General features: G+C 68.4%; 15 protein-coding genes. 3 read left to right on the forward strand and 12 right to left on the reverse strand.

The window, feature by feature from the left end; translation table 11 throughout:
• Positions 1 to 29: 29 nt before the first annotated feature.
• Positions 30 to 635, reverse strand: coding sequence for a DUF6801 domain-containing protein (locus ACZ3HL_RS22855; protein ID WP_465533461.1), 606 nt, complete (start codon positions 633 to 635; stop codon positions 30 to 32).
• Between the two features lie 44 nt (positions 636 to 679).
• Positions 680 to 2701: an oxygenase MpaB family protein gene (locus ACZ3HL_RS22860; RefSeq protein WP_465533463.1), complete on the reverse strand. Its 2022-nt coding sequence runs from the start codon at positions 2699 to 2701 to the stop codon at positions 680 to 682.
• A gap of 327 nt (positions 2702 to 3028) precedes the next feature.
• Here ACZ3HL_RS22860 and ACZ3HL_RS22865 point away from each other — a divergent pair, with 327 nt between their 5' ends.
• A complete protein-coding gene (locus ACZ3HL_RS22865) occupies positions 3029 to 3733 on the forward strand; it encodes a TetR/AcrR family transcriptional regulator (RefSeq protein ID WP_465412629.1) in 705 nt (234 codons plus the stop codon).
• A gap of 135 nt (positions 3734 to 3868) precedes the next feature.
• Here ACZ3HL_RS22865 and ACZ3HL_RS22870 read toward each other — a convergent pair whose 3' ends face one another.
• The 9 genes from ACZ3HL_RS22870 to ACZ3HL_RS22910 all read right to left on the reverse strand — a co-directional run bounded on the left by ACZ3HL_RS22870 (position 3869) and on the right by ACZ3HL_RS22910 (position 15532).
• On the reverse strand, positions 3869 to 5503 hold the full coding sequence (locus ACZ3HL_RS22870; RefSeq protein ID WP_465533465.1) for an amidohydrolase: 1635 nt from the start codon (positions 5501 to 5503) through the stop codon (positions 3869 to 3871).
• Positions 5497 to 8364: an aminotransferase class III-fold pyridoxal phosphate-dependent enzyme gene (locus ACZ3HL_RS22875; protein ID WP_465533467.1), complete on the reverse strand. Its 2868-nt coding sequence runs from the start codon at positions 8362 to 8364 to the stop codon at positions 5497 to 5499. Before ACZ3HL_RS22875 ends, ACZ3HL_RS22870 begins: the two co-directional genes overlap by 7 nt.
• Complete coding sequence (locus ACZ3HL_RS22880; RefSeq protein ID WP_465533469.1) at positions 8364 to 9443, reverse strand: zinc-binding dehydrogenase; 1080 nt, start codon at positions 9441 to 9443, stop codon at positions 8364 to 8366. Before ACZ3HL_RS22880 ends, ACZ3HL_RS22875 begins: the two co-directional genes overlap by 1 nt.
• A gap of 15 nt (positions 9444 to 9458) precedes the next feature.
• Entirely contained in the window at positions 9459 to 10484 is a 1026-nt protein-coding gene (locus ACZ3HL_RS22885) for an extracellular solute-binding protein (RefSeq protein ID WP_465533471.1), read from the reverse strand.
• Between the two features lie 3 nt (positions 10485 to 10487).
• Positions 10488 to 11510 carry an ABC transporter ATP-binding protein gene (locus ACZ3HL_RS22890; protein WP_465533473.1) on the reverse strand — a complete coding sequence of 341 codons (1023 nt, stop codon included), beginning with the start codon at positions 11508 to 11510 and terminating at the stop codon, positions 10488 to 10490.
• On the reverse strand, positions 11507 to 12316 hold the full coding sequence (locus ACZ3HL_RS22895; protein WP_465533475.1) for an ABC transporter permease: 810 nt from the start codon (positions 12314 to 12316) through the stop codon (positions 11507 to 11509). Before ACZ3HL_RS22895 ends, ACZ3HL_RS22890 begins: the two co-directional genes overlap by 4 nt.
• On the reverse strand, positions 12309 to 13202 hold the full coding sequence (locus tag ACZ3HL_RS22900) for an ABC transporter permease (protein ID WP_465533477.1): 894 nt from the start codon (positions 13200 to 13202) through the stop codon (positions 12309 to 12311). The genes ACZ3HL_RS22895 and ACZ3HL_RS22900 overlap by 8 nt, the downstream gene beginning before the upstream one ends.
• Positions 13203 to 13207: 5 nt before the next feature.
• Positions 13208 to 14143: an extracellular solute-binding protein gene (locus ACZ3HL_RS22905; RefSeq protein WP_465533479.1), complete on the reverse strand. Its 936-nt coding sequence runs from the start codon at positions 14141 to 14143 to the stop codon at positions 13208 to 13210.
• A 129-nt stretch (positions 14144 to 14272) separates the two neighbouring features.
• Positions 14273 to 15532 (reverse strand): aminotransferase family protein, encoded by a 1260-nt coding sequence (locus ACZ3HL_RS22910; RefSeq protein WP_465533481.1) that lies wholly within the window; start codon positions 15530 to 15532, stop codon positions 14273 to 14275.
• Between the two features lie 635 nt (positions 15533 to 16167).
• Between ACZ3HL_RS22910 and ACZ3HL_RS22915 the strand changes: the two genes are divergently transcribed.
• Positions 16168 to 17112, forward strand: coding sequence for an alpha/beta fold hydrolase (locus ACZ3HL_RS22915; RefSeq protein WP_465533483.1), 945 nt, complete (start codon positions 16168 to 16170; stop codon positions 17110 to 17112).
• 655 nt (positions 17113 to 17767) lie between these two features.
• Here the strand turns inward: ACZ3HL_RS22915 and ACZ3HL_RS22920 are convergent.
• Positions 17768 to 19210 (reverse strand): NAD-dependent succinate-semialdehyde dehydrogenase, encoded by a 1443-nt coding sequence (locus tag ACZ3HL_RS22920; RefSeq protein WP_465533672.1) that lies wholly within the window; start codon positions 19208 to 19210, stop codon positions 17768 to 17770.
• Between the two features lie 159 nt (positions 19211 to 19369).
• On the opposite strand from ACZ3HL_RS22920, the gene ACZ3HL_RS22925 reads away from it, so the two are divergent.
• Complete coding sequence (locus ACZ3HL_RS22925; protein ID WP_465533485.1) at positions 19370 to 19912, forward strand: MarR family winged helix-turn-helix transcriptional regulator; 543 nt, start codon at positions 19370 to 19372, stop codon at positions 19910 to 19912.
• The last annotated feature ends 61 nt before the right edge of the window (positions 19913 to 19973 follow it).

Consider the following 19973-nt stretch of genomic DNA (forward strand, 5'->3'; position numbering starts at 1 on the left):
AAAGAGCGCCGGCGGAGGACACCCTCGGTTCACCCGACGATCTGAGTGGTGCCGAGTCGCGTGTCCTGGGTGGGCGGCGCGAGTACGAGGCCGAGGTCGAACTCGCCGAGATCGCTGTCGGTCACGATGTGCGAAGTGGCCTTCGGTTCGACGTTGACCTTCGTTTCCCCGGTGGGGACGCCGCGGGGAACGGTGAACTTGAGTCCGCCCTTGGCCTGGAAGGTCAGCGGGCCTTGGGCCGGCACCGGGGTGTCGGGGATCGGGAGCCGGACGGCGAGCGGAACACTCAGGCCGTTGCTCACCGTGATCCGCGCGGCCGCTCTGATCTCACCGGAGATCTTCGTGGCGCCGACCAGGCGCAACCCGTCCGCCGCGACGTCTCCACCGTTCACATCCAGTGTGAACGGGACATCGAGCGGCCCGCCGAGCGTGACGTTCGGCGGGATGTCGACGTGGACGACCACCTTCACCGTCTGGATGCCGATGATCGGGAACTCCCCTTCGAAGGTCAGTTCCTTGTCCGCGGCTGCTGCCGTCCCCGCGCTGAGGACGCTTGCCGCCACGATGGCGGTCGCCGTCACGGCAGCGGCTTTCACCGCACCTCGGGCGCTGTCCTTCAAGGTTTTCACAGACATTCCGTACCCCTTCTTCGCGGATGATTCCTTTGTGGGACACCGGTTCAGCGCGCACCGAGGATCGGCTCGGACTCGACAAGGCCGACGTCGTCGGGCGCGCGGTCTTCCTTGAACACGCGTTCACGCTGTCTGGCCCTCAGCTCGAGGTGCGCTTGCGCGGGCACCGGGTAGCCGTACCGTTCGCGAGCTTGGGCGGGAGTGAGGGTTTCTTCCGTGGCGGGCGCGATACCGAGCAGCACCGGCGCCACGACGGGCAAGGTCGAGGGAGACAGCAGGTGCAGTGCGGCCAGCTGGAGCCAGCGGCTTGTGCGGATGAATCGGAAGGACAACCGCATGACCGGTACGACCAGTGCGTCCAGCAGCCGGCTCTGCCGGATCCCGGCCAGTTCCCGCATCCAATGCGGCATGGACGCGACGGTGGCGATGCGCAGAGTACGGGTGATGACCAGGATGGCGGGCCAGTACGCCGGAGGCATCGGGGGCAACATCACTTCGGCGTGCAGGAGGTGGTCCATGGTCGAGCGCGCGACAGGCGAGCCGATCAGCTGGGGCCGCAACCGTTCGAAGTAGGCACGGACGCCCTCGCGGTCGCGGGGGATGTCGGCGGGGCCGCAGGTCTGGAGTTCGGCCGCGGCGGCGCAGTCCGACCAGTAGGAAGCCTCTTCCTCAGGACTGAGCCTGCCGGGGCCGTATTTCTCGTAGGCGTAGAGGATCGAGTGCCAGGCCGTCAGGTGGATCCACAACTGTGAGGCGGGATCGTTGGCGTCGTAACGCTTTCCGGTTTCCGGGTCGACACCGATCCCCGTCGAATGGACCTTCACCAGGATGTCCGAGGCCTTCATGGTGGCACGAGTGCCGGCGAAGGCGACCATCGCGAAATAGCGCAGCGTGCGGTCATAGCGCGTGTGCGAGCGCGTCCTCAAGGCCTTCGTCGCGTCGACGGCCGCGACCAGTGCCGGATCGAGTTCTTCGACGACGACGGCGCGCTGGAAACCCACGGTGAGTGAAGTCGGATAGGCCCACACCTTCCAGGTCACCGATCCCGGGCCGAAGAAGCCCTGGTCGGCGTGAGGCGTGATCTTCGAGCGGATGCCGCGCGCAAGCTCCCATGCCGACGCTTCCGGCTGCGGTTCACCGGGCTTACCGGTGGTCACCGCGGTCAGCACCGGAAGCACGACACGTGCCAAGCCCAGCAGAACCAGTCCGAAAAAGCCGGTACCGAGCAGCAAAACCATGGCCGAGACGACGACCCATGCCGCCCGCGATTCCCACCGCAGGTCACCGGTGTAACGCAGGACGCCGATCAGGGCCAGCACACCGAACACGACCAGCGCCGCGAGCCCTACCGCCGCCTGCCGGAGATCACCGACCGCCGTCGCATACACGATCAGCAAGCCCAAGGTGATCGACCAGACGGACAGTTCGCGCAGGTCGACTACGCTCACCGGCCACGGCCACCACGAGACGTAGGCGTCAGGGCGGACAACGGCCCCGATCCCGGCGACAAGCAGCCCGGTGCCCTCGATCCCCGCGAAGACACGCGCCCACACAGGGATCGGCGTCACGGTCGCCACGCCGTCGACGTCGACGCGGCGAAGAAGCTGGGCAGGCACGGTCGATACCGTGAGCAGAATCGTGATTCCCAGGGCGATCAACCAGATATCGGGGACAGGAACGTCGAAGGCCGTCCCTGCGATGGTCAACTCGCGGGGCGGGTTCAACTCGGTCTGAGATCGCTTGGTCGCGATCAGGCTTCCGGTGGCCATCACAAGAGGCGCAAAGCTCGCGATGCGGGCGTTCGTCCAGCCCGGTTCCAGCGCGGCGAGGAACAACAGAACGACCGCGGCGCCGAAGCCGGCGCCGACGGTAGTGGCGGTGAGCGGGCTCTCCATGGTCCACGCGAACCACACGTCGGTCGCGCCGCTACCCAGGTACAGCACGAGAAACACCACCGCGCACGCCAAAACCAGCGGCGCGAACAGGCCGTCACGCACCGCGGGATGCAGGTTCTTGCCCGGAGCTCGCGGCGCCTTCAGCCGGCTGTCGACGTGTTCCGCCGTGTCCATGACGCCTCCTGAAGGTGACGTGGTTCGGGTTCAGCACAATGCCGCAGCCGACCGAAGTGGTCTCCGCGCAAGTGAAAGCCGCCTTCGGCCACGGAACGGGAATCGGTTCGGTGGCCCGACCTCGAAGGGTTTCAAGTACTTGTCCGTACTCCGCGTACGCTAGCGTTCTCCAAAACCCCCGACAAGGGCCGCCGATATGCTTGCCACGATCTCGGGTCGAGGGCACAGTTTCGTGGGCTCGCGGTGTCAAAGACGACACAAAACAACGACGAGCGTCCTGGTCCTGCCGGGATTCACCATTGCTCGACGTGCGTGGAAGGTGGTGCCATGAGCGAGCGCCCGGCCTTGACCGGTGTGGAGGCTCTCGCCACGGTGGGACAACGGCTGCCGAGCCGGCATGGACTCACCGCGGAGGAGGTCGCGGCGTCACAACGGGCCCGGATCCTGGTCGGCTTCATGGAGGTCACCGCGGAGAAAGGGTACGGGGCGGTCACGATCGCCGACATCGTGGAGCGGGCCGGGGTGTCCCGGCAGACGTTCTACAGCCTGTTCCCCACCAAGCAAGCGTGTTTCGTCGCCGCTTTCCGGGCAGGAGCGTCGACAGCTTTGGGAGAGATCACGAAACCACTGAGCGAACTCTCCTACCTGGACTGGCGTGCTGCCGTCACAGTGACAATGGAGAGGTATCTCGCGAAAATGGCCTCTCAGCCGAAGGCGACCTGGACGCTGCAGATCGAATGCCTGGCCGCCGGCCCGGAAATCGCCGCGATGTACCACCGGCGTATCGCCCGCATCGCCGAGTTGTACCGCATCACCTACGAACACGTGGTGCGGAAGGAAGACCCCACCAGACCGGAGCTGCCGGACGAGGCGTTCGACCTGCTGGTCGGCGGCATGTCCGACCTGATCCGGAACTGCCTCTACACGAAGGGAGCCGAGGCGATCCCCGATCTGACGCCCGTCTTTCTCCGCACCCTCATGACTCTCTTCGGCGAACGAGACACCCCCGCGGCCCCGGCACCGGGCTCCTGACCGAGCAGTCCCCCGGTCTTGAGCGAAATGGCGAACTTCGACGACCTCCAGTGCTCAAGGCCGGGGACGCTCTGCGGGCTCCGGTTCGGCCGGTCACTCTGGCCAGCCCGGGGAGGCTGCTCGCTTGTTCGGCGTTCACACGACGGACCTGTCGTACACCACTCGGCCTCCGACGATGGTCAGCTCGGGCCGCAGTCCGGTGAGCGCGGCGTCCGGCACGGTCCGCGGGTCCTGGTCGAGCACGACCAGATCCGCCAGCCTGCCCGGCGTGAGCGAGCCCTTGCGGTGTTCGGCGTGCTCGAAACAGGCGGCGTTCGCCGTCCAGAGGCGGATCGCCTGTTCGCGGGTGAGGCGGAGGTCGGCGGGCACTTCGGCGAGCGGGTGTGCGGCTACGCCGGTGAAGGTGGCGAGGCCCTGGCGCCAGTCCGGGAAGCAGACCGGCGCGTCCGAGCTGTCGGCGACCGGCGCCCCGGCTTCCAGGAGGGCACGGGCGGGGAAGGCCCGGCTCCAGCGTTCCGTTCCCACCGCCGCGCTGATCGTCGCCCCGCTGTGGGTCCTCATCAGGGAGCTCGTCACGACACCGATCCGGTGACGGCCGAGGCGGCTGATCGTTTCCGGCGCGAGCAGCGTGCCGTGGATGAGGGCGTGGCGGGCTTCGGGCCACGGATCCTTTTGCTGGGCACGGATTATCCCGTCCGCCGCGGCGTCCGCCGCGCGATCCCCGGTGACATGGATCTGCGCCTGGAGGCGGTGGCGGTGCACCACTTCGATCAGGTCCAGCAGGTGGTCGTAGCGGGCGTCGTCGTCCGCGCCGGGCGTCACGAGGTGGCCGGACGTGCCGTCCGGATAGGGGTCGTGCAGCCACGCCGTGCCGTGGCTGGGGACGCCGTCGGCGAAGAGCTTGACGCCGCCGATCCTGAGCCAGTCGTCGCCGAGGCCGGTGGCGGATCCGCTTTGGGCGAGCTTGGCGGTCAGGCCGTCCGACGACGTTGTCGGCGAGGGCCAGTCCCAGTGCAGCAGGGCGTTGACGCGTACGGTCAGCCGTCCTTGTCGGTGCAGCACGGTGTAGTCGCGCAGGAGTTCCGGCCAGACGATCGGGTCGGTCACGCTGGTCACGCCGAGTGTGTTCAGGACACGCATACCGTCGACGATGGCGTCGTGGCGTTCCTCTGTGGACAGCGCGGGAATGTGCCGGGTGACCAGTTCTCCCGCGGATTCCAGGAGCATTCCCGTCGGTTCGCCGTCCCTGTCCCGGACGATGATCCCACCGACCGGATCCGGTGTGCCGCGGTCGATGCCCGCCACGCGCAACGCGGCGGTGTTGACCAGGACCGAGTGGCGGGACGCGTGGTTCAGCACCGTCGGGATCTCGCCGGTGACGGCGTCGATCACCGTGCGGTGTGGCTCGAAGTCCGGGATGTTGGCTTCGCGCCAGCCTTCTCCGATCAGCCAGTCGCCGTGGGGCGAGTGTTCGCGCAGAGCCGCGCGCAGCGCCGGTACCGAGTCCACTGTGGTCAGGTCGGCGTTGCGGCGGGACTGGCCGAACATGGCCAGGTGGAGGTGCGCGTCGTTGATGCCCGGCAGGACCGCGCGGCCGTCGAGGTCGATGACTCGCGTGCCGGGGCCGATCAACGCCGTGGCATCGTCACCGACGGCCGTGATCCGGTCGCCGGTGATGGCCAGTGCGGTGGTGGCGGTGAAGTTCTCGTCGACGGTCAGTACCTTGCCGCCGCGCAGCACGATGTCCGGCATGAGTTCGGGGGTCACCATCCTGTTTCCAGTACTCGGTCCAGCGCCGCGGTCATCTCGTCCGCGTGGGCTCTGGTGAAGGTGAGCGGTGGTTTGATCTTGAGAATGTTCCAGGCCGGTCCGGTCGGGTACACCAGCACGCCTTCCTCCTTCATCCGCTCGCAGACGGTCAAGGTCTCGGCGGAGGCCGGTTCCTTCGTGCCGCGGTCGAGGACGAATTCCACGCCGCTGTAGAAACCCTGACCCCTGACATCGCCGATGAGGGAATGCCGCGTGGCGAGTTCGCCGAGCCGGTCGCGCAGGTACCGGCCGACGGTGAGCGCGTTGTCCTGGAGCTTTTCCTCTTCCATGACGCGCAGCAGTTCCAGGCCGACCGCGCAGGCGACCGGGTTCCCGCCGTAGGTGGAGAAGAATCGTCCCGTGCTGTCGAAGGCTTCCGAGATCTCCCGCGTGGTGACCAGTGCCGCCATCGGGAATCCGTTGCCCATGGCCTTGCCCATGGTGACGAAGTCGGGGACCACGCCCTGCGTCCGGAATCCCCAGAACGCCTCGCCGAGGCGGCCGAAGCCCACTTGCACCTCGTCGGCGATGGTGAACACGCCACGCCGGCGCGCCGCGTCGTGGATCGGCGCGAGATAGCCGGGCGGCAGCACGATCTGGCCACCACCGGCCAGCAGCGCCTCGTAGAGGAACGCCGCCGGCTCGACCTCGTCGATCGTGTCGATGACCTTCCGGGCGTACTTCGCACCGGCGCCCGGATCGTCGTAGCCGTAGGCGCCGCGATAGCGATCCGGTACCGGCGTGGGGTGCGTGGTGTCCGGCTTGCCGTAGTGCTTGTACCGCGACGGGCTCACGTCCGCCACGGTGGTGGTGTAGCCGTGGTAGGCGTCGTCGATGATGACGACGTTCTCCCTGCCGGAAACGTATCGGGCCATGCGCAGGGCCAAATCGTTGGCTTCGCTGCCGGAATTGAGGAAGTACACCACGTCCAGCCCGTCCGGCAGTGTCGCCGTCAAGGCTTCGGCGTACTCGCTCAGGACGTCGTAGACGAACCGGCTGTTGGTGTTGAGCCGTCGCAGTTGCCTCGTCGCGGCCTCGACCAGCCTGGGATGGCCGTGGCCGAGCAGGGTGACGTTGTTCAGAGCGTCGAGATAGCCGCGTCCGGTCTCGTCGTAGAAGCGGCAGTCTCTGGCACGCACCATGTTCACCGGTGCGCTGAAGTACGTCGGGTGGGTGCGCGGCAGGTGGCGACGACGGCTTTCGAGCGCACGTCCGGTCGCCGGAGTCCACGGCGTCGCGCCGATCAGCGGGCTGGGATCGAGCAGCAACTCCCGCCACACCGGCGCGTCCTCGTGAGCGACCATGTCCGGAAGCCGGTGACGTTCATCGTGCGGGACGACGGACAACCGAACGAACAGCCGCCCGTCCGGACCGACCTCACCGATGTGCTGCCCGGCGGGCACCTCGCCGCCCGCCACCGAAGACAGTCCACTGTAGATGGTCCAGAAGCGGACACCGGGGGCCGGTTCGTGGCGGACCACCAGATCCGCGGCCGGCTCGCCGGTCTCCACGGTGCCCGCGAGCGGTGCTGTCACGGGTGTTCCCGCGGCGGCGAACAGGTCGAGCCCGGTGCGGACGGCCCCGCCGTCGGCGAACCGGGGCTCGCCATAGCGGCCGATCGCGGGCCGTCCGTGGACGGCGGCCGCTTCCGCGGCGCGCACCGCCGCCGGGTCGCGAGGATCGACGTCGTCGAACACGGCACTGCCTGCCGACAGGTCGACGGATTTCAGGCCGAGGTCCACGAGTGCGCCGCCGGGATTGGCCGTGAGCCAGCCGGTGACCGCGTCGCGAGCGGGATGTGCCGGCAGTCCGCACGCATGGCGCAGGGTGGCGGTGCCGACGTCGGCGGGCACCTCGGCCAGCACGCGCGCCAGGCCGGCGGCGGCGGGAGACCGGTGGCGTGGGTCGCCATGGTCCCTGGCCGCGTCGAGCCGCGCGGTGGTGGCCGCGACCGTCGCCGCGCGGACCGCGACCAGGGGATACAGCAGATCCAGTTCGGCTTCGGTCAGCGGGCACGCTCGGTGGTACGCGGCGGTGAGTGCGGCGGCCACCCGGAGTGGCTGGGGCTGACCGCGCAGCGCACTGGCCAGAAGCACGGCCAAGTCGGCGATGCGGGCCGTGTGCTGGGCGTCACCGAAGTCGATCACGCCGATCACCCGCCGCGCCCGGCCCGCGCCGACCAGGATGTTGAACGCGTTGAGGTCGTGGTGGACCACGCCCTGCGGCAGTGCGGACAGCTGGTCCAGTCGCGGCACGAATTCGGCCTCCACCAGGCTGATCGCGGCTCGCAGCCCCGGATCGGCGATGGCGGGCAGCGACTCGGCCAGTGCCGTGGGCGCGTGCGGGAACTCCCAATAGTGCGGCGGTGGCGGCTCGGGTCCCTGCCAGGCGGTGGTCGCCGCGGCGAGCTTGCCTGCCATGGTTCCGACGTCGGCGATCAGTTCGGCGCTGCGCCTGCCGACCTCGGCCAGCGGCGCGCCGGGCAGCCACGTGAGCAACCGGGCGACCAGGTCACCGGCCACCGGCACCACCTCACCGGCCACCCTGGGCACCGGCAGCTCCGGCGCGTGCCGGGCCAGGTGCCGCAGCAGGGCGTTCTGGAACCGCACGGCGGGGAGGTCGTCGGCGGAGCACACCTTGAGCACGTACTCGGTGCCGGATTCGCCGGCGATCCACAGGTTGCGGTCGGTCTCGCCCGCCAGCGGGCGAGTGCGCACGGCGGTCACGCCGAAACCGTCGCCCAGCACGGCACGCACCGTGGCGTCGTCGAGGCCGGGTGCGCCCGCGGTGATCCGCAGGTACCGGGAGTCGACAGCGGACATCAGAACACCACCACCGATCGCAGAGCCGAGCCGTCACGCAACGCGTCCAACGCCGACGGCACGCCGTCCAGCCCGATCCGGCCGCTGATGAGCGGTTCGAGCCGCAACGTGCCGTCCTGCCATGACCGGATCACGCGGGGATAGTCCCGGTGGATGTCGCTGGAACCGAACACCGAACCCATCAGGCGGCGGCCGCCGGCGTACAGCTCTCGTGCGGTGAACGGCACCACCGCGTCCGGCGCCCCGACGCCGACCACGACGGTGGTGCCACCCCGCCGGGTGGCGTCGTACGCCGCACGGATGGTGCCGGGCATCCCCACCGCCTCGAAGGCCACGTCGAATCCGTCCCCACCTGTCAGCGAGCCGATCGCCCCGGTCAGCTCGTCCGGCGAGGCCACGGCGGTCGCGCCCAGGCTCGACGCGAGCTCGCGTTTGGCGGCGACCGGATCGACCGCGAGTACCTCGGACGCACCGGCGGCGCGGGCGGCCTGGACCACGGCCATCCCGACGCCGCCGCACCCGATCACCACGGCGCTGTCTCCCCTTCGGAGCGCCGCGGTGTTGCGGACCGCACCCACGCCTGTCGTGATTCCGCAACTGACCAGCGCACCGATCTCGAACGGCACGTCGCCGGGCAGCGCCACCAGGTTGTGCTGTGTCACCACGATCTCCTCGGCGAACGCGCCACAGCCCGCCTGCGCGGTCGTCGGCACGCCGTCCACCAGGAACCGTGGGCGCCGGTAACCGGATGTCGTGGCGAACGTGCACAGTTCGGGTTGTGCCCGGCGGCACCACGGGCACGACCCGCACTGCGGCACCCAAGACACCATCACCCGGTCCCCCACCGCCACGCCGGTCACTTCCGGCCCGGTCTCGACGACCTCACCGGCCGCCTCGTGGCCGAGCACGACCGGCGGGACGATGCCGAGCCGTCCGGTGGCCGCGGAGAGGTCCGAATGACACACGCCTGCCGCGCGCACTCGGACTCGCACAAGTATGTCGACGACGTCGATGGTGGAAACGTCGCTCCGGATCTCGATCCCGTCCACTCCGCTGCGCTGTAACACCGCGGCCCGCATCCGTTCCTCCTTCGCTCAGCCGGTTTGCCATGTCGTCCAGGCCTGGACGACGCGGGTGTAGTTGCCGGTCCACCAGTCCGCGTCGATGAACACCGTGTCGGCCGCGCGTTCGGGGCTGAGCACGTCGATCTGCCGCTGGAGGTCGTTCAGGCCGGCTTCGGCTCCGGTGTTGGCGGCACCCGCGCCGGACAGTTCGGCGAACTTCGCGCCCTGTTCCGGGCCGGAGGCGTACTTGATCAGGTCCTGCGCCTTTTCCTTGTGCTCGCTGCCTTTCGGCACCACGAAGACGTCCCAGGTCACCGGGACCTTGGTGGGAACGCGTTTCCATTGCGTGCCACCGGCTTTCAGCGTGGAGTAGGCACGCGCGCTGACGATCAGCGCCATGTCGGCCTGGTCGTCCACCATGACCTGCTGTTGCTGGCCGTAGGTCTGGGCCAGGGTCAGGTCGCCGCGGATCCTGCCGTACGTCCGCAGCGCGCGGTCCATGTCCAGCGGGTACAGCCGGTCGGCGGGCACGCCGTCGGCGAGCAGCGCGGCCTCCAGCTGACCGGTGGACGGATCCTTGGCGTACACGACGCGTTTGCCGGGGAACTTCCCCGGGTCGAAGAAGTCCGCGAGGCCGGTCGGCGGGGCGGCGCCGTAGGTCTTCTCGTTGTACATCAGCACCAGGCCGAAAAAGGCCGCGGGCACACCGCAGTCGGACAAGGTCCCTGGCGGGAAGCTGTCCTTCAGCGGGCCGACGTCGATCTTCTCCAGCAGTGTTCCGCAGTGCTCGCGTGCCATGAACGCGTCCGTGTCGACGACGTCCCAGGTGACCCGGCCCGCTTCCACCATGGCGCGGAGTTTGGCGTTGTCCGATGGGCCGTCCAGTACCACCTTGACGCCCTTTTCCTTCTGGTACGGCTCCAGGAACGCCTTCTGCTGCCCGTCCTGGTACGCGCCTTTGCCGTACGACACGAACGTCAGCGAATCACCGTCTCCGCCGGTGCCACACGACGCCACCAACACGGCGGCAACGGCCACCACTCCCAGTCGTCGCACGATTCATCCTCCTTGAACGCTGGTCTGGTGATTCGGACTCCAGCTGGTGATCACCGGCTCGCCGGGCGCGGCGGGCAGCGAGGCCCCGGCCAGGCGCATGGCGGATCCTTCGGTGCCGTCGTCGAAGCGCAGCCCGATCCGGTGGTGATTGCCGACGTAGACCACCTCGGTGATCACGGCTTTGCGGCGCTGGTGCCCGGCGGGCACACTGTCCGGCCCGGCGTGCAGGTCCAGCCGCTCCGGCCGGACCACGATCGCCCGCTCGTGATCGTCACCGTCTCCGGTGAACACATTGGACTCGCCGAGGAACCGGGCCACGAACAACGTCGACGGCCGCTCGTACAGGTCGGTGGGCGTGCCGATCTGTTCGACCTTGCCGTTGTTGAACACGGCGATCCGATCGGACAGCGTCAGCGCCTCTTCCTGGTCGTGGGTGACGAACAGGAAGGTCATGCCCAGTTCCCGGTGCATCCGGGCGATCTCCCTGCGCAGCTGGTCGCGCAGCTTCTTGTCCAGCGCGCCGAGAGGTTCGTCCATCAGCAGCGCGCGGGGCTGGTACACCACGGCACGGGCCAGTGCGACGCGTTGCTGCTGGCCGCCGGACAGCTGACGGGGCAGCCGGTCGGCGCAGTCGGACAGCCCGACCAGCGCCAGCGCCTGCTCGACACGCGTGCGGATCTCCGGTTTGGCCACCGCGCGTTGCTGCAACGGGAACGCCACGTTCTTCGCCACGGTCAGGTGCGGGAACAGCGCGTACTGCTGGAACACCACACCGAGGTCGCGCTTGTGCGGTTTGAGGCCGCTGATGTCCTTGCCGTCGACGCAGATCGAGCCGCTGGTCAGCGGGACGAACCCGGCGATCATGGACAGGGTGGTGGTCTTGCCGGAACCCGACGGTCCGAGGAAGGTCATGAACTCGCCCGGCGCGATGTCCAGCGAGACGTCGTCGACCGCGGGACGGGGCAGCCCGGGGAACACTTTGGACACTCCGGAGATCCGGATGCCGTGGCTTGCGGAAGGATTCATGCGTCGCTCCGGCGTCGGCGGATGAGTTGGGGCAGCAGCAGCGCCGCGGTGGTGACCACGACGATCAGGCTGGACGCCGCGGCGATGGTCGGGTCGATCTCCAGCGTGATCGAGTCGTACATCTGGACCGGCAAGGTGCGGATGTCCGGTGTCTGCAGGAACAGCGCGATCACCACCTCGTCGAAGGAGGTGACGAACGCGAACACGAATCCGGACGCGATACCCGGTGCCAGCAGCGGCAGGGTGATCCGGCGCACGATGGTCAAGCCGGACGCGCCGAGGCTGGCGGCGGCCGTCTCGACCGCGCGGTCGTATCCGGCGAGGCTGGCCGAAACGGACGTGATCACGAACGGCACCGCCAGCACGGTGTGCGCCAGGACGAAGCCGAGGAGTGTGCCGTTGAGATGCCAGCGCAGGAACGTGGCGTAGATGGCGATCGCGACCACGATCCCGGGCACGATCATCGGCGCCATCATGGCCGAGCGCAGCATCTCCCGGCCGGGGAAACGGCCCCGGTCCAGCCCGATCGCGGCGGCCACGCCGAGCACCGTGGCGAGCACGGCCGTCAGCACCGCGGCCTGGATCGACGTGAGCACGGAGTCCATCCATTGCGGGGAGGAGAAGAACTCCTCGTACCAGCGCAGTGACCATTCCTTCGGCGGGAACTCGAACGTCTGGCCGGCACCGAAGCTCATCGGGATGACGACGAGCGTGGGAGCGAGCAGCAGCACGGAGACCGCGACGACCCACAACCGCAGGCCCCAGCCGATGGTCCGTTTCGCGGTACGCGATTTCGTCTCAGGCACGGTCCACCGCCTGGTTCAACGCGGTCGCGGGGCGGGCGATCCGGCTGACCGCGAACAGCACGACGAGGGTCACGACCAGCAGCACCGTGCCCAGCGCGCCCGCGCCGGGGAAGTCGAGCAGATCGCCGACCCTGGTCTCGATCACCTGGGACACCAGTGACTGCTGCGGGCTGCCCAGCAGCGCGGGCGTGACGAAGAACCCGAGCGTCACGATGAACACCAGGCTGAAGCCGGACACCACACCCGGCAGCGACAGCGGGACGTAGATCCGGGCGAAGGATTTCGGCCTCGACGCTCCCAGGCTGGTGGCCGCGTCCATCAGCTTCAGGTCGATCGTGCTCATGGTGCTGTACAGCGGCAGCACCATGAACGGCAGCATCACCTGGACCATCGCCACGGTCACCCCGGTGACGCTGCCCAGCAGCACCACGCCGTCGATGCCGATCGCGGAGAAGAACCGGTCGATCAGCCCGCCGCGCTGCTCGAGCAGGTACCAGGCGAAGTTCCGGGCCATCACCGACGTCCAGAACGGCAGCAGCACCAGCACGGTGAGCACCGCCCGCATGCGGTGGGAGGCCCGGGTCATCGCGTAGGCGTACGGGTAGGCGATGACCAGTGTCGCCAAGCCGACGATCAACGCGGTCCGCAGCGTGCGCAGGAGCACGGTGATCGAGACGCCGTCGGTGAACAGGGCGGAGTAGTTGTCCAGCCCGGCCGTCGGTTCGGTGAAACTGCGCCACACGATGATGGCCAGCGGGTAGAAGAAGAACACCAGCAGCACCGCGGTGGCGGGCAGGAGGATCCATCCCGCCACCGGACGGCGGTCGCGCCGTCGGGCGTCCGCCGTCCCGGTGCCGGGCACGGTGTCCGGCATGGTCTGACTCATCGGTGTCATCCCGCCAGCCATTTGGTGAACCGCGCGGTCACCGCGTCGAAGTTCTGTGACCACCACTTCGCGTTCCCGAGCACCACGGTGTGTTCGTGCTCCGGTGAGAACGCGTCGATGCGACGCTGGACGTCGTCGAACTTCGGTGCGGCGTTCCGGTGGGCCGACTGGACCGAGGCCAGTTCGGAGAACTTCACCGCCTGCTCCGGTTTGCTGGCGAACGCGATGAACTTCATGGCCTCGTCCCGGTTCGGCGAACCCTTGGGCACCACCAGGTCGTTCCAGTTCACCATGGTCTTGTCCCACACCGTCTCGAACGGCGCCCCCGCCTTGAGCGTCTGGTAGGCCCGTGCCGTCGAAACGAGCGCCAAATCGACCTGACCGTCCACCATGGACTGCTGCATCTGCCCGTAGGTCTTGGCGAAGGTGGTGATCGGCTTGATCACGTCGAGCTTGCGCAAGGCCCGTTCGACGTCCAACGGGTACAGCTGCGCGGCGGGTACGCCGTCGGCCAGGAGCGCATACTCCAGCAGGCCGGTCGCGACGTCCGGCGGCACGATCCTGCGGCCGGGAAAGCGCACCGGGTCGAAGAAGTCCGCGATCGTCGCCGGCTTCGCGCCGGTGAACTTCCTGGTGTCGTACATGAAGAGGATGCCGTAGTAGAACGCGGGGACGCCGCATTCGCTGACCGTCTCCGGCGGGAACGCGGAGCGGTCGATCACGGAGAAGTCCAGCTTCTCCACGTACTTCCCGCAGTACTGCTCGGCGGCGGCCGCGCTGGTGTCGACGACGTCCCAGGTGACGTTGCCCGCCTCGACCATGGTGCGCAATTTGGCCTCGTCCACCGGGCCGTCGTTGCGGAACCCGGTCCCGGTCCGGTCGGTGTACGGCTGCTGCCACGCGATCTTCTGGTTGTCCTGGAAGGAACTCCCGGTGGACACGAACGTGAGCGACGGTTCGCCCGGCCCGCTCCCGCCACACGCGGTCACGAGGAGCGGGACCAGTGCCAGGCAACCGGATGTTCTGCTACGGCGCACGGCGACCTCCGAAGTCGGCGTTGACTCTTCTGATCAGTTCCCGGCTGCCCGCACGTGGGTGGACACGACATCGACCAGGGTGTCGGCTTGCTCGTCGGTGATGACCAACGGCGGCGAGATGACGATGTTGCTGCCGGCGGCGCGGATGATCACCCCGTCGGCTCGTGCTCCGGCCTGCACGCTCGCGGCGTCACGGTCGAGCTCGATGCCGAGCATCAGGCCGACGCCCCGCACCTCGCGGACGTGGTCGAGCCCGGCCAGCGGCGCGAGCCCGTCCATGACGCGGGCGCCGACCGTCTTGGCGCGTTCCAGCAGGCCCTCGCGTTCGAGGATGTCCAAGTTGGCCAGTGCGACGGCGGCGCCGACCGGGTGGCCGTTGTAGGTGAAACCGTGCGAGAACAGGGCGCCGTCGGCCAGGTCCAGCACGCGCCTGCCGATCAGGACCGCGCCCATCGGGATGTATCCGCTCGACAGGCCCTTGGCGGTGACGATCATGTCCGGTTCGATCCCGTAGTACTGGGCGGCGAACCAATGTCCGACGCGGCCGAATCCGGTCACGATCTCGTCGAGGATCAGCAGGATGTCGTGGCGGCGCAAGACCTCCTGGACGCGGGGCCAGTAGTCCTCTGGCGGCGGGACCATACCGCCGACGCCGAGCACCGGCTCGCCGATGAACGCGGCGATACGCTCCGCGCCCAGCTCGGCGATCTTGTTCTCCAGTTCGGCGACCAGCGTGTCCGTGTCGTGGTCGAGGCTGTGCGGCTTGCCGAGGAACTCCACGTCCGGCAGCAACGGCCCGAAGCCGGTGCGCAACCGGTCGATGCCGGTGGCGGAGAGCGATCCGCCGCCCATGCCGTGGTATCCGGCGGTCCTGGCCAGGATCACCGTCCGCTGTGGACGCCCGGCGTTGTACTGCGCCAGGCGCGCCAGCTTGATCGCGGTCTCGTTGCCCTCGGAGCCGCCGTTGGTGAAGAACACGCGCTCGATCCCGGCGGGCGCGAGCTTCAGCAGCCGGTCGGCCAGCCGGATGGCGGGTTCGTTGGAGTAGTCGTTGAACGAGGAGTAGAACTCCAGCCGTTCGATCTGGGCGGCCGCCACGGCGGCCAGTTCCTTGCGGCCATGGCCGACGGGGCACTGCCACAGGCCGCACGTTCCGTCCAGATAGGCCTTGCCCTGTACGTCCCAGAGCACCGCGCCCTCACCCCGGTCGAAGATCACCGGGCGGTCCGGGGCGCCGATCGTCGTATGCGGGTGGATGATGCCGCCCATGTCCATCGCTTCGAGTGTGGTCATGCCCGCCGTTCCTCACCACTTGATCGTGAACGCTTCGGCCGCCGCTCTCACCGCGGCTCTGGCGGCTTAGTCTCACCCTCGCTGTTGTCATTGTCAACAGCTGAACCGTGACACCTGCCGCGTTTTGATGCCGCCAGGGGCGATCAAGTGTCCTTTAAGGCCTTGAATCGAGCCCGAATGACCTCCTTGCCGACCCTGAGCACCGGGGTTGGGAAAGTCGCTTAACCGCTGTTCAGCGCCGTCCTTGATGCGTCGGCGCAGCTCTTCCACCGCCTGGCGTCCCCAATGTCACATTGGGGACGCCGAGTGACTCCAATGCGGCATTGGGGACACCAGGCCGGCTCGCGATGTACCCAACAGTGACCAAGAGCCATCCGGGTCCTATGAGGGAAGATCACCGACTCCCCGCCACTTTCCAACAGCATCACCAGGCGAGCAAGCCCAAAACGCCAGCTCCCGGACACTTGACCCGATCCTGGGAGTCCCCCGTGAAGCCCCATAGACGAAACCGTGCCCAAGCCAGCTGTTGACACTATCAACAGACGTCTGCCACGCTCGGCTCCATCGCCGTCCACCGGAACCACGGCCCTGCCCTCCACGGTGGACAGACCTCCCCTGACCTGCGAGGAGTTTCCATGGAACGGTTGAGCAGACGCCGGGTGCTGGTGGCGGCCGCGACCACGACGGCGGCGGCCGCGCTGCCCGCGGCCGCGCCCGCGGTCGCCGTCGCCGCACCCTGCGGGTCGCCGCAGCCCGAGCCGATCCCGGCCCCGGTACCCGCCAGGGAAGGTTTCCTGGAGGTCCCCGGCGCGCGGTTGTGGTTCTGGGACACCGGCGGCCCCGGCCCCGCCGTCGTACTGGTGCATCCGGGCAGCGGCAGCGCGTTGTCCTGGCCGTACCAGCAGCCCGTGTTCGCCAAGGCCGGGTACCGGGTGATCGCCTACTCGCGGCGTGGGCACTACAACTCCTCGATGCCCGAACCCGGCGATCCGGGTGTCGGCGCCGACGACCTGCACGCGTTGGCCGGCCACCTGGGCCTGCGGCGGTTTCACCTGATCGGCGCGGCACTGGGCGGCTACTACGCCACGGATTACGCGTTGTCGCACCCGGAGAGGTTGCTCAGCCTGGTGATCGTGAGCAGCTTCATGGGCATCTCGGATCCCGAATACCTGCGGGTGACCGAATGGCTGCGGCCGCCGGGTTTCTCGGACATGCGGCACGACTTCCTGGAGCTCGGCCCGGACTACCGGGCCGCCAACGAGGCGGGCGCCCGCAAATGGCTGGAGATCTCGGACAGATCGCTGGGCGGGCACGACGTCGAGAGCCAGCTGCTGTCGGAACCGATCGGCTGGGCGCGGCTGGAGACCTTGAAGGTGCGCACGCTGCTGATCGGCGGGGACGCGGACCTCTACCTGCCGCCGCCGATCCTGCGGATGATCACGGCGCATCTGCCGGACAGCAGCTCGATCATCTACCGCAAGGTCGGGCACTCGGCAGGCTGGGAGCGCCCCGGCGAGTTCAACCGTGACGTGCTGAAGTTCCTCCCCGGCAGGCGTTTCCCGCGTGAGACCTGCCGCTGATCCGGGTTCCCCGACAGGCATCCATAGAGGGAAAGTCACTCGTGACCGGTCGGCGTTCATGTCGCGAAAGCCACTTTCGGTACATCACACGATGCTCTTGGCGAAGGTTGGCGACAGGCTCGGTGATCTTTCCTCGTCAAGTCCGTGAGGGCCTCCTTCCTTACTCTCCAGGTCAGGGTCACGGCAAAGTCGCGTATCCGCTGGTCACGTGGGTGATTGAGGGCTCGTCACAGCGGCCTGCGGTCTTCTCGGCTGTCCACAAGGGACACCTCGAGGGTGAGCGTGCCCGGTTCGGGTGCGGCCGGCGTTGTGAAAGCCACTTTCGCAACCTTCAACGTTGCGAAAGTGGCTTTCACAACGTCGGCCAAGCCCAGTAGAAGGACACTGAACAGCAGTGATGCGACGTTGCCGGGGCCCTGACTCTCAAGGTAGGGAAGGAGGCCCTCACGGACCTCTAGAACAAGACATTCACGGGTAAATCGGTCATTCGGTCACGTTTAGGTCCTTAAAGGACACTTGGTCGCCCCGGCAGCCACTCCAGCGCCACCACCAAACCGACTTACCCCTCAAACAACCTGCCGCAGGCCGGCGGGACAGCCTTGATCACCAAAGGTTGTCCCGCCGGTGTCGCAAACCTCCAGGGTGAACAACAAGCTCAGAGCTTGATCGCGACCGACTTGGTCTCCAGGAACGCCTCGATGCCTTCGGCGCCACCTTCCCGTTCCTGGCCGCTGTTGTGCATGCCGCCGAAGGGCAGTTCCGGACGGACCGGGGCCGGGTCGTTCAGGCCGATGACGCCGAAGTGCAACCGGTCCATCGCGGTCCACAGCCGGGTCAGGTCCTTGCCGAACAGGTACGCGGCGAGCCCGTAGTCGGTCGCGTTCGCGCGGCGCACGGCTTCCTCGTCGGTGTCGAACGTGTACACCGGAAGCACCGGCCCGAAGGTCTCCTCGCGGCTGACGAGCATGTCGTCGCGGACTCCCGTGAGGACTGTCGGCTCGTAGAACGCGCCTTTCAGTTCCGCGGGGCCGGACCACCGTTTGCCCCCGGCGCGGACCTCCGCGCCTCCGCTGACGGCGTCTTCCACATGGCGCTCGACCTTGTCCAGTGCGGCGTGATCGATCAACGGGCCGATCGTGGTGCCCTCGGCGGCTCCGCGGCCGACGCGCAGGCTCGCGACCTTCTCGTCGATCAGGGCGAGCAGTTCGTCGTGGACGGAACGGTGCACGAACAACCGGTTGATCGCGATGCAGCTCTGTCCGGCGTTGGCGAACTTCGCCGCCACCACACCCGCCGCCGCGGCGGGCAGATCGGCGTCGGCGAAGACGATCGCGGGCGAGTGCCCACCCAGTTCGAGGGAGGTGCGCCGCAGATGGGTGGTGGTGCCGCGGAGCAGGCCGAGACCGACCTCGGTGGAGCCGGTGAAACTCACTTTCCGCAATCGCGGGTCGGTCAGCAGCGCGCCGGCGACCTCGGCGGGCCGGGAGGTCGTGATCGACTGGAGCACACCGGTGGGAAGGCCGGCGTCCTGCAGGAGGCGTACCAGCTCGGTGGCGATCAGCGGCGTCTGCTCGGCGGGTTTGACCACGAGCGGCGAACCCGCCGCCAGCGCCAGGCCGACCTTGCGGACGAGCATGCTCGCCGGGAAGTTCCACGGCGTGATGGCCAGCGCCGGTCCGACCGGGGCCGTCACCACCAGGCCGGGCCCGTTCAGAGCGGACGGCAGCACGCGCCCACCCGCCCGGCGCGCCTCCTCCGCGCTCCATTCCAGCATGCGCGCGCAGCCGAGAAGTTCCCCACGCGCCTCCGCGAGCGGCTTGCCGTTCTCGCTGGTCAGCAGTGGCGCCAGAGTTTCGAGCCGGGTACGGATCCCGGCCGCGGCCCGGCGCAGATAGCCGCCGCGTTCCTCCACGGTGACGGCACGCCAGGTGTCGAACGCCGCGCAGGCCGCGTCCAGCGCGGCTCGCGCGTCCTCCGCGGTGCCGTCGGCCACCCGGCCGACCGGTTCCAGCGTCGCCGGGTCGAGGACCTCGAACGTCGCACCACCCTGCCGCCATTGCCCGTCGATCAGCAAGGTCGCCCCGGAGTCCGCCGACATCGTGCCCAACCCTTCGTCGATCACGCCGTTTCCGGCCTTGGCCGCATCATGCCGCCGCCCTGTTGTTATTGTCAACAGATGAACCCAGCACGGGATCCCCTCGGAAACCGCCGCCTGTCGGCGAACACGGACCGGCGCCGAACGCCTACAGTGCAAGACATGAAGCCCACGTCAAACGCCTCGCCGGACCCCGACCCGCCGGAGCGAACCGACACGGAGCAGGCCCTCCCCGGACAGGCACGGTCGCACCCGTCGGACCGGCTGCCGATCCACGGCCTGCTGTCCTACCGGCTCAGCCGGGTGGCCAACGCGATGTCCCGCAGCGCGGCGCTGCGCTACCGGCGCGAATTCGACGTCAGCCTCGGCGAATGGCGGACCATCGCGTTACTGGGCGCGGACGCGCCGCTGACGCTCAACAAGCTGGCCAGGCTGGCCGCGCTGGACAAGGCGCAGATGAGCCGGGTGGTCGCCAAACTCAGCGACCGCGGCCTGGTCCTGCGCGAACTGGGCGCCGGGCGGACCACGCAGCTCACCCTGACCCGCAAGGGCGCCGCGCTCTATCGCGGCCTGATCAGCGCGGCCAACGAACGCGACGAGGCGTTCCTCGTCTGCCTCACCGAGCAGGAGCGCGAGGTCCTGGACTCGGCACTGACCAAGCTGGGCACGCTCGCCAGGGCACTCGAACGCGCCGAGGAACGATGACCGGCTAGGTGTTGACACTATCAACACCCTTCTGACACGCTCGCTTCATCGTTGTCGTCAG

This window comes from Amycolatopsis sp. NPDC000009 (genome assembly GCF_055563465.1).